The organism is Roseovarius halotolerans, from assembly GCF_900172255.1.
Lineage (GTDB): Bacteria > Pseudomonadota > Alphaproteobacteria > Rhodobacterales > Rhodobacteraceae > Roseovarius > Roseovarius halotolerans.
Genome location: NZ_FWFU01000011.1, coordinates 1 through 1,979 on the forward strand (window position 1 = coordinate 1; position 1,979 = coordinate 1,979).

The following is a 1,979-nucleotide window of genomic DNA, read 5'->3' on the forward strand; positions in this document are numbered from 1 at the left end:
ACGCCCTTCAGCACAAGGATCACGTGGTTGTAGATCACCTCGATGTTGTTGACCTCGAGAATCATCTCGTCGGTGCGTGCTGCTGCGTCGGGCATGTGTCTCTCCAAATCGCTCGCTCGTTCGCCCCCTCGCGGGGTCCGGTCGTCAGGTCCGGGCGCGGCGGTCAGCCCGCCGCGCCCGCTTCATGTGGCCACGCTTACTGGCAGCGCAGCTCGATGTTGTTTTCGCTGGCATAGGCCATCGAATCTTCTTCGATGAGCGGCTGCAGGATGTCCTGATCCGACTGGAAATACTCGGTGATCAGCTTGAATTCACCGGCTTCCGCATCCCATTGCGACACGGCGCCGAAGCCGTTGCCGCCGTGGTTTTCACAGCTCACCTTGAACTCGGGACCGAAACCGGGAAGGCCCAGTCCGGCCATCTTCTCTTCGGTCATTTCAAGGTTTTCCATGCCGTCGCGCATCATTTCAGGGGTGATCGCGGCGGTGCCGTGGATCTCCTGAGCGGTCTTGATCGCTTCGGCGGCCAGCATCGCGGCATACATCCCGCGGTTATAGAGAACCGAGCCGATCTGATCGCCGGCGCCTGCGGCCTTGCCGGTGTCGACGACGTATTTCTGGATGTCGTCATAGATCGGGTAGTTCGAGCCGATGTTGTGGAAGGTCAGCGCCTTGTAGCCATTGGCACGATCGCCCGCGGCCTTCACATCGTTCTCCGAACCCGACCACCAGATGCCGATGAAGTTCTCCATCGGGAACCGGATGTTCACGGCTTCCTGGATGGCGACCTGGTTCATGACGCCCCAGCCCCACATGATCACGTAATCGGGGCTTTCGCGGCGGATCTGAAGCCACTGCGATTTCTGCTCCTGACCGGGGTGATCGACCGGCAGAAGCGTCAGGTTGAAGCCGTGCTTCTCGGCCAGCCCTTCCAGTGTGCGGATCGGTTCCTTGCCATAGGCCGAGTTGTGATAGACCAGCGCAACCGACTTGCCGCTGATGTCGCCGCCATTCTGCTCGAGAATGTGGGTGATCGCATGGCTGGCGCCATCCCAGTAGTTTGCGGGATAGTTGAACACCCATTCAAAGACCTTGCCGTTCTTGGCCGAGGTGCGCCCGTAGCCCATGGTGTGAAGCGGGATCTTGTCCGACGACACCTTGGGAATGAGCTGATAGGTGATGCCCGTGGACAGCGGTTGATAGAGCAGCGAACCGTCGCCCTTGGTCGCCTCGTAGCATTCGACGCCCTTTTCGGTGTTGTAGCCGGTTTCGCATTCCACGAGGTTGATCGCCTCGCCGCCGATGCCGCCGTCACGCTCGTTGAGCAGCGTGAAATAGTCCTGGTAGCCGTCCGAGAACGGGATGCCATTGGCCGCGTAAGGCCCGGTGCGATAGCTGGTATCGACGATCTTGAGGTCGGCCAGGGCGGGCCCTGCCGCCATCACCGCAGCGACAAGCGCTGTCAGAAGTTTCTTTTTCATCGGTTATTCCTCCCTTTGGTCATTGTCCGATGGTCGCATGCGCCAGGGGCCAATGCCCCCGGTGTCTCCTCCTCAGGCCCGCCCTCAATGCGGGAAGGGCCAAAGTCTCAGTTTTTCCTTGGCGACACGCCAAAGCTGCGCCAACCCGTGGGGTTCAAGCACAAGGAAAACGATGATCAGCGCGCCGACGATCATGAATTCCAGATGTGCCGCCAGATCCGTGGGCCAGCCAAGACCGCCCACCAGAAAGTTCTTGAGAAGCACCGGCAACAGCACCAGGAACGCCGCCCCCGCAAAGCTGCCGAAGATCGAACCCAGCCCGCCGATGATCACCATGAACAGGACAAGGAACGACTTGTTGATGCCGAAGGCCTCGCCGACCTCGACCGCGCCAAGGTAGACCGAGAAGAACAGCGCGCCCGCGATGCCGACAAAGAACGAGCTGATCGCGAATGCGCTCAGCTTGGCGCGCAGCGGGTTCACACCGATGATCTCGGCG

2 protein-coding genes and 1 pseudogene are annotated in these 1,979 nt (G+C 60.6%); all 3 read right to left on the reverse strand.

Annotation, left to right across the window (positions count from 1 at the left end):
- Nucleotides 1-95, reverse strand: a pseudogene (locus tag ROH8110_RS18980) (ABC transporter ATP-binding protein); the annotation flags it as partial.
- A gap of 101 nt (nucleotides 96-196) precedes the next feature.
- Nucleotides 197-1,480: an ABC transporter substrate-binding protein gene (locus tag ROH8110_RS18340; RefSeq protein ID WP_085819242.1), complete on the reverse strand. Its 1,284-nt coding sequence runs from the start codon at nucleotides 1,478-1,480 to the stop codon at nucleotides 197-199.
- 84 nt (nucleotides 1,481-1,564) lie between these two features.
- The coding region (locus ROH8110_RS18345) for an ABC transporter permease subunit (protein ID WP_442475980.1) at nucleotides 1,565-1,979 on the reverse strand (415 nt) is incomplete at its 5' end.